General features: G+C 63.9%; 7 protein-coding genes. All 7 read right to left on the bottom strand.

Features of this window, described 5'->3' with window-relative positions; genetic code table 11:
* Window positions 1-21 precede the first annotated feature (21 nt).
* On the bottom strand, window positions 22-843 hold the full coding sequence (locus AC1DX0_RS09285; protein ID WP_477355062.1) for a nucleotidyltransferase family protein: 822 nt from the start codon (window positions 841-843) through the stop codon (window positions 22-24).
* The gene (tsaE, locus tag AC1DX0_RS09280; protein ID WP_477218621.1) at window positions 840-2,351 is read right to left on the bottom strand and encodes a tRNA (adenosine(37)-N6)-threonylcarbamoyltransferase complex ATPase subunit type 1 TsaE; all 1,512 of its coding nucleotides are present in this window, start codon (window positions 2,349-2,351) and stop codon (window positions 840-842) included. The genes AC1DX0_RS09285 and tsaE overlap by 4 nt, the downstream gene beginning before the upstream one ends.
* Before the next feature lie 8 nt (window positions 2,352-2,359).
* Window positions 2,360-4,915 carry a sensor histidine kinase gene (locus tag AC1DX0_RS09275; protein ID WP_477218620.1) on the bottom strand — a complete coding sequence of 852 codons (2,556 nt, stop codon included), beginning with the start codon at window positions 4,913-4,915 and terminating at the stop codon, window positions 2,360-2,362.
* A 198-nt stretch (window positions 4,916-5,113) separates the two neighbouring features.
* Window positions 5,114-6,514 carry an adenosylhomocysteinase gene (gene ahcY / locus AC1DX0_RS09270; protein WP_477355059.1) on the bottom strand — a complete coding sequence of 467 codons (1,401 nt, stop codon included), beginning with the start codon at window positions 6,512-6,514 and terminating at the stop codon, window positions 5,114-5,116.
* A 182-nt stretch (window positions 6,515-6,696) separates the two neighbouring features.
* Window positions 6,697-6,993 carry an HPr family phosphocarrier protein gene (locus tag AC1DX0_RS09265; protein WP_477218618.1) on the bottom strand — a complete coding sequence of 99 codons (297 nt, stop codon included), beginning with the start codon at window positions 6,991-6,993 and terminating at the stop codon, window positions 6,697-6,699.
* Window positions 6,990-7,391, bottom strand: coding sequence for a PTS sugar transporter subunit IIA (locus AC1DX0_RS09260; protein WP_027032585.1), 402 nt, complete (start codon window positions 7,389-7,391; stop codon window positions 6,990-6,992). The genes AC1DX0_RS09265 and AC1DX0_RS09260 overlap by 4 nt, the downstream gene beginning before the upstream one ends.
* Before the next feature lie 164 nt (window positions 7,392-7,555).
* Window positions 7,556-8,002 carry an HPr kinase/phosphorylase gene (locus tag AC1DX0_RS09255; protein WP_477219099.1) on the bottom strand — a complete coding sequence of 149 codons (447 nt, stop codon included), beginning with the start codon at window positions 8,000-8,002 and terminating at the stop codon, window positions 7,556-7,558.

The following is an 8,002-nucleotide window of genomic DNA, read 5'->3' as shown; positions in this document are numbered from 1 at the left end:
GCTCGAGCCGCTCATTGCGCATTAGATCGCCGTGCGCCCGKTTGGGCGCACAAAGGACGATCTAACTCTTTGAATCYACGCATCGTGCTTTCCGAAAATCGATTCCGATTTTCGGGCCGATGCGGTGGTTAGCGCGCCTGCGACGGCTTCTTCCGCCAGCGGGATGGCATCGGGCGTGCCGACGGTGATCCAGTGGCCGTGCATCGGCATGCCGAACAGCCGGCCGGCGGCAATGGCTTTGTCGAAATAGGCGTTGAGCGAATGCGGTTCGGCCGGGGCATCCTTGAACAGGCGCGGATGGATGATCGCGGCGCCGGCATAGATCAGCCCAGCGGGATCGCCCTTTGAGCGCCGCAAGGCACCATCCGGCGCAACCAGGAAGTCGGTTGAGCCGCAGTGTCCGGTCGCCTGATGGAGATCCGCCAGCATCAGCAGAATATCCATTTTCGCGGCGTCCCATGCAAGGGCGAGGCGGCCAAGATTGAGCGGACCGTGGTCGATCCAGAAGGTGTCGGCATTGAGGATGTAGAAGGGCTGCTCGCCCAGTTCCGGCAGCGCCTTGACGATGCCGCCGGCCGAATCGAGCAGCCGGTCGCTTTCATCGGAAATGACGATCTTCGGTGCGCGGCGCGCCGCGACGTGGGCGACGATCTGTTGGGGAAGATAGTGGACATTGACCACAGCCTTGGCGACGCCGGCGGCGGCGAGGCTGTCGAGGCCCCAGTCGAGCAACGTCTTGCCGGCGATCCTGACCAGCGGCTTGGGGATGGTGTCGGTGATAGGCCGCATGCGCTTGCCAAGCCCGGCGGCGAGTACGATGGCAGTGTCCGGTCTTGCTGTCACAGCGTTCGTTCCTCAAGCAAGCCGTGCGCGCGATAGAAACCCCGCAGGCTGGCAAGCGCCGGGTGGGACAGCGCCCGGCGCAGATAGTCGCGGATGCGCGGCAGGTGCTTCAGATAACAAGGTTTGCCGTCGCGCTTTTCGAGCCGCACGAAAATGCCGAGGATCTTGGAATTGCGCTGTACGGCCATGATTGCGTAGGCTTCCAGAAAGCTTGCTTCGTCGAAAGCGCCGGCTGCATGACGCGCCGCTATATAGGCGTCGAGCGTCCGCTTTTCGATTTCGGGCGATAGGGTGACGCGGGCATCCATGGCCAGTGAAGCCACGTCATAGGCTGAAGGCCCGATCAGCGCATCCTGGAAATCGACGATGCCCAGCCGGTCATGCCCAGCGCGATTCTCGCGCCAGACAATGTTGGGCGAATGGAAGTCGCGCAGCATCAGCGTGTATTCGCTGCCATGCAGCCGGTCGAAAAGCGCGTTCCATTCCCTGGCATAGCCAGTGCGCAGATCGTCGCTGGCCGGGCCGCCCGATATCGCCGGCACATACCAGTCGACCAGCAGCTCGGCTTCGATCATCATCGCATCGCGGTCGAAGGGTGGCACCTCGTGGAAGCTGCCGGGTCCGGCTTGCAGGCGCTGCGGCCAGGTCTTGCCATGCATCATGGCCAGCAGCTCGGCCGCGGCCGCGTAGCGTTCGGCCAGCGGCTCGCCGTCCTTGCCGAGAAATCCTTCAGCACCGAGATGTTCGATCAGCAAAAAGCCCTGGTCCTGATCCTCGGCATGGATTTCCGGAACGCTGACACCACCGGCCTTCAAAGCCCGGTCGATGGCGACGAAGGCGGAGACCGACTGGGCGGTGTGGGCGATCACCGCATAGGGTTTGCCGTCGCGCACCGGTGGGCCGAGCACCAGCCGCGGCGAATTCATCAGCACGCGCGGCTCATGGCCGGCAAGCGTCACGATCTCATAGGAGCGGGCCGAGGCATCGCCGATGAAATGGCGCCGCCGCGCTTCGCCCCAGCCGGCATCTTCCAGAAAGCCGCGCATGGCCAGCGACCGCGCCGCGCGGTCGAAGGCCGCCCCCTGGCCGGACAGTCGCGCCAACCGGCCATCGCCATGCTGGAGAAGCTCGATCAAGAGCGTTGTCTTCGGCAGATAGCCCTCGGCACGCTCGGGCCATTCGACCAGGGCAGCACCTTGCGTCAGCGTTTCCTCGAAGCCAAGCTCGTCGATTTCGGCCGCCGAGGACAGGCGGTAGAGGTCGAAATGATGGACGGGGATGCGCGTGTCGTAGCTCTGCACCAAAGTGAAGGTCGGGCTTGGCACGTCGAGGCTGGTGTCGTCCGCAAGCGTTCGGATCAGGGCCCGTGCGAGAGTGGACTTGCCGGCGCCGAGATCGCCCTTGAGCGCCAGCACGTCGCCGGCGCGCAGAGACAGCGCCAGATCCTCGCCCAATCGCGCTGTCTGTGTCTCATCGGTGAGCAATCGCTCCAGCGCCAGGCCCGTCATCGAGCGCGCTACTCGGCTGCGGCGCGGATGCCCGGCATGTCGGGGAAGGTGCAGATGACGGTCGTGCCCTTGTCCTTGCCGGTTTCGATGCGAACGTGGCCGCCATGCAATTCGACAAAGCTCTTGACGATCGACAGGCCGAGGCCGGCACCGCGCCGGCGGCCGCCATTGGTACGCGGTTCGAAGCGGCGGAACACCGAATCCAGAACATCCGGCGGCATGCCGGGACCGTCGTCATGAACGGAAAATTCCACACCGTCCGCCAGATGGCGGCAGGCGAGACGGATGGTGCTGGCTTCCGGCGCGTAGTTGGCGGCGTTGCTGAGCAGATTGTAGAGGATCTGGCGGATACGGATTTCGTCGCCGTGGAACGTCTTCGGCGCAGCAGCTGCATCGACCTCGAGCCGGATCGAATGCTCCTGCAGCCGGTCGGCGACGAGTTCCGCAGCTGCCGCGATGGTGCGGTCGACATGCACCTCGGAAATGTCGAGCTGCATGATGCCGGCATCGACGGTCGCAAGGTCGAGTATATCGTTGACGATGGTGAGCAGGACCGAGGAGGACGAGCTGACATGCTCGACATACTCGCGCTGCTTTTGATTGAGCGGTCCGGTCGTCGGCACGGAAAGCAGTTCGGTGAAGCCGATGATGTTGGTCAGCGGCGAACGCAGTTCGTAGGACACGTGCTGGACGAAGTCGTTCTTGAGCTGGTCTGATTTTTCCAGCGCCTCGTTCTTGTCCTTCAGCGCGCGTTCGACATTCACGCTGTCGGTGACGTCGACGAAGGTCATCATCACTTGCCCGTTGGGCAGCGGAATCACGGCGTAGCGCAGCACGATGCCGTTGTTGAGCTCGGTCTGGCCATGGCGTTCGCGGCGCTCGTCGTCGAACCCGGTGATGGCGGCGACGAAGCCAGGCCAGGGGCTGTCGACCGCTTGTCGGTCGCTGAGATCACGGATCGTCGAGACGTGCACATTGGGTTTGGCAGCGTCGCCACTCAATCCCCAGAGCGTGGCAAAGGCCGGGTTCGACAGGCGGAGCCGACCATCGGGCCCGAACACCGCCACGCCTTCCGCGAGATTGTCGAGCGTCTCGCCCTGGACCCGCACCGCGGTGCGATAGCGGCTTTCCAGGTCCATCTTCTCGGTCAGGTTCTCGAACACCCAGGTGACGCCGCCCTTGGGCTGCGGGTTGGCGACGACGCGGATGGTCTTGCCGTCAGGCAGATGCCACCAATGTTCCTGCGATTCGACCGCGCGATAGGCGCCGAGCAGGCCTTCCTTCCAGCGGCGCCATTCGGGCTGCTCGGCGATCTTGCCTTCGCTACGCAGCCGGTCGAGCAAAAGCGCGTTGTCGGGCGCGCTGAGCAGGAAGCCGCTGTCCAGCCCCCACAGTTTCTGGAAGGCCTGGTTGAAGAAGCGGAGCTTCTCGTCGGTGTCGAAGATGGCGACGGCGGTGTTGAGCTGGTCGAGCGTGTCGGCGTGGCTGCGCACCGTGCGCTCATATTCGCCGCGAATGGTCTCGATGGCGCTGGTGTCGCAGGCAAGGCCGGCCGAGCCGTCGGCACCGGCGAAGTCGGTCACCGCGAACACCCGGCGGTCGCCTTCGATCACCGTGGAGAGCGACTGTTCGAAAACTGGATGCAGTTTGTGCTGAGCGCCGATCGCCTCGCGTGCCTGGCCGCCGAGGAATTCCTTGGCGTCGCGGACGGCGGCTTCGGCGCTTTCGGCTTCGACCGCGTCGGCATAGGCCCGGTTGACCCATTTCAGGCGTCCGTGCTCGTCGCGCAGCCATGCCGGCATCTTCAGCGCTTCGAGCAGCCCGATCATCGTGTCATGGTCGGCGGCCAGCCGCTGGTTGTCGATTTTCAGCCGGGCCTGGCTGCGCTGTGTCTCGGAAAGCGAGACAAACCGCACCAGTATATGCGCGGCGCTCTTGCGGCCATGCACCTCGAGCGGTGCGCCAGCCTGCGATTCGATGACCAGGTCGAACGGCCTGGACTTTTCGCGCAAGCCTGCAACGGCATGCTCAAGCGCCGCCGCCGAGCGCGGCATCAGCCAACGGCCGAAGGCGAGGAATGCCGCCCGCTCTTCCGGCGCGCCGCTTTCGACCGGCAATGTGCCGATGAGTTCGGGCTTCTTGTTTTCCGAGGCCCAGACGACCACACGCTGGTCGCGCAGATTGAGCAGCGCTTCCGAACGGCGCAGTGCCGCGTTGACGTCGGCGACACGGCTTCTCAGTTCGACATTCTCTGCCGAGGTGCGGCCCCTTTCGCGGATGAGAACGATGGCCGACAGCAATGCCGCGCCGGTCACGCCGACGAACACGGCAAGCTGCATGACTTCGACCGTGTTGATCGACAGCCCGGCGGTGGCGACAGTGGCGTTCTCGGCATGCGCCACAGCGCTGGCCAACGGACCGGCCAGCGCGGAGCTGGCCAGGAACAAGCCCGCGCGGGCACGCCATGAGAGGCGCCCGCCCTGGGTGGCCGAGCTTGCGGTCCCCGAATCGTCTTGGCCGCCGGAAACGGCCGATCCCGCTCCGTGCGGGTTTTGCCCCGGCATGTCTTGGTCCTCTCCGCCGCCTGAATGCAAGACCGCCCTGATACGCGCCTCTCTGATCCCCTCTCGGGCCGGAAGCGTCGCGAATCACCTGACAATAAACCCTCGCCGAATCGCCGTGAAGGCGATTGCGCGCAAAAATAAAGCCGGGCGAAAAGTCAATCGCCCGGCWWCAATATCTGGTAGTAAATTTAGCTTTGGTTAATAGCGGTAGTGTTCCGGCTTGAACGGACCCTGCGGCGTGACGCCAATATAGGCGGCCTGTTCACCCGACAATTCGGTCAGACGGGCGCCGAGCTTGTCGAGGTGCAGGCGCGCGACCTTCTCGTCGAGATGCTTCGGCAGCACATAGACCTGGTTCTGGTACTGCTCGCCCTTGCTGAACAGCTCGATCTGGGCCAGCACCTGGTTGGTGAAGGACGCCGACATGACGAAGCTCGGATGGCCGGTGGCGTTGCCGAGATTGAGCAGGCGGCCTTCCGACAACAGGATCATCCGCTTGCCGTCCGGGAAGGTGATCATGTCGACCTGCGGCTTGACGTTGGTCCATTTCAGATTGCGCAGCGACGCCACCTGAATCTCGTTGTCGAAGTGGCCGATATTGCCGACGATCACCATGTCCTTCATCGACCGCATGTGGTCGAGGGTGACGACGTCCTTGTTGCCGGTGGTGGTAATGACGATGTCGGCGGTCGGAGCCGCGTCTTCCAGCGTGACGACTTCAAAGCCGTCCATCGCTGCCTGCAGGGCGCAGATCGGGTCGACCTCGGTGACCTTGACGCGGGCGCCGGCGCCCTTGAGCGAGGCCGACGAGCCCTTGCCGACGTCGCCGTAACCGCAGACGACCGCGACCTTGCCGGCCATCATCGTGTCGGTGCCGCGACGGATGCCGTCGACCAGCGATTCCTTGCAGCCATACTTGTTGTCGAACTTCGACTTGGTGACCGAGTCGTTGACGTTGATCGCCGGGAAGGGCAGCAGGCCCTTCTTCTGCAACTGGTAGAGCCGGTTGACGCCCGTGGTCGTCTCTTCGGTGACGCCGCGGATSGYAGCCTTCTGCTTGGTGAAGAAGCCGGGCGAAGCCTTCAGGCGCTTCTTGACCTGGGCATAGAAATATTCCTCTTCCTCGCTCTGCGGGTTGGACAGCACGTCCTCGCCGGCCTCGGCGCGGGCGCCGATCAGGATGTACATTGTGGCGTCGCCGCCATCGTCGAGGATCATGTTGGAGAGGCCGCCATCGGTCCACTGGAAGATGCGGTCGGTGTAGTCCCAATACTGCTCGAGGCTCTCACCCTTGACGGCAAARACCGGAATGCCGGCTTCGGCGATCGCYGCCGCCGCATGGTCCTGSGTCGAGAAGATGTTGCASGAGGCCCAGCGGATGTCGGCGCCGAGTTCCTTCAGCGTCTCGATCAGCACCGCGGTCTGAATGGTCATGTGCAGCGAGCCGGTGATGCGCGCGCCCTTCAGCGGCTTCTTGGTGCCGAATTCCTCGCGGCAGGCCATCAGGCCCGGCATTTCGGTTTCGGCGATATCCAGTTCCTTGCGGCCCCAGCCGGCAAGCGAGATGTCGGCGACCACATAGTCCTTGCTACCCGTCATGGCAGTGCTCCCTGCGATTTGATGTGCGTGCGAATTGTTTGCGGATGCGCCCGCGCCGGGAGGCGCGTCGAAGGGCGCGAATTGCCGGCCTGACTAGCAGATCGAGGCCGAGACGACAATGGGATATAAAGAAATCTTTATCCCTGCATGTCTCTCTGGCATGTTTTTGGCGGTGTGCGAGGTCAGCATTCCTCGCCGAAGCGGGAGGCGACAAGCTGCTCGAGCGCGTCCATGACCTCAAGCGCCTCCGGCCCGCTGGCGGTGACGCGGATCGAGTAGCCCGGGCTGGCGGCAAGCATCATCAGGCCCATGATCGAGGTGCCGCCGACCTTGACGCCGTCCTTCTCGACATGGACCGCGGCGTTGAAGCCGCTGGCGAGCTGTACGAACTTGGCCGAGGCGCGCGCATGCAGGCCGCGCTGGTTGACGATCGGAAACTCCCGGATGATCTGGTCTTTCTCCGGGGATAGCGCGTTCATTTGCTACTCAGAAGCTGGCTGGCGACATTGATGTATTTGCGGCCGGCGGCCTGCGCCTCGTCGAGCGCGGCCGCCATGTTGTCGCCTTTGCGGATCGAGGACAGCTTGATCAGCATCGGCAGGTTCATGCCGGCGATCACTTCGGTGCGGCCGGACTCCATCACCGAAATGGCAAGGTTCGACGGCGTGCCGCCGAACATGTCGGTCAGCACGATGACGCCCGTTCCGGTATCGACACGGGCGACCGCGTCGACGATGTCACGGCGACGCTGTTCCATATCGTCGTCGGCACCGATCGCCACGGTTTCGAAATTGTCTTGTGGCCCGACGACATGTTCGACGGCATGTCGGAACTCGGTGGCCAGTTGACCGTGCGTTACAAGCACGAGTCCGATCATTCTTTGGTGGCTCCCGTCATCGCCGCTTCACAGGCGCATTTTATGCTCGCCAGCCAATCCAGGCGGCGGGAGCGCTATCTTGTCGACGCGCGGCCCGTTGACAAGCCCAAAATTGCGCCGGCCCATGCCATTTTGACGCATTGCAACAAAAAAACCGGAGCGGATCATAGAAAAGGCACGATGGACAGCCGCGCCATCACGGCGGGCAGGGTCGCCTGGACATTGCGCTCGGCCAGATCGATCCGCGGTACCGCGCAGCCGGCGATCTCGTCGCTGGCGTCCTCCTGGAACCGTGCGATTTCGCCGGCCGGCAGCAGGCGTAAATGCAGGTCAACGACGCAGGCCGGTTCGAACGGCAGCTTCCGTGGCCCGAGCCCCGGCACCTCGGCGAGACCTTGTATGGTGGCCGGCGCGCGGCACACCAGCCGTCCCGCATGCGCCTCGACGAAAAGCTGATCATCGCCAACCAGCCGCGCAAACAATCCGCGCTGGCGGCCATGGTCGATCAGCGTCAGCGCCAGCGTCGTCTTGCCCGAACCGGATGCCCCGCTGACGAGAATGCCGCGTTCACCGATCAGGATTGCCGTTGCATGAATGTTTTCAGGCTGCAC

The organism is Mesorhizobium sp. P3_A9 (assembly GCF_056402975.1).
Note: the sequence above shows the minus strand (reverse complement) of the source record. Positions and strands in the feature narration are given on the sequence as shown.

Coding starts and splice junctions, on each gene's coding strand:
- tsaE (WP_477218621.1), bottom strand. CDS start 2,351: ATGACGGGCCTGGCGCTGGAGCGATTGCTCACCGATGAGACACAGACA.
- AC1DX0_RS09275 (WP_477218620.1), bottom strand. CDS start 4,915: ATGCCGGGGCAAAACCCGCACGGAGCGGGATCGGCCGTTTCCGGCGGC.
- AC1DX0_RS09265 (WP_477218618.1), bottom strand. CDS start 6,993: ATGAACGCGCTATCCCCGGAGAAAGACCAGATCATCCGGGAGTTTCCG.
- AC1DX0_RS09260 (WP_027032585.1), bottom strand. CDS start 7,391: ATGATCGGACTCGTGCTTGTAACGCACGGTCAACTGGCCACCGAGTTC.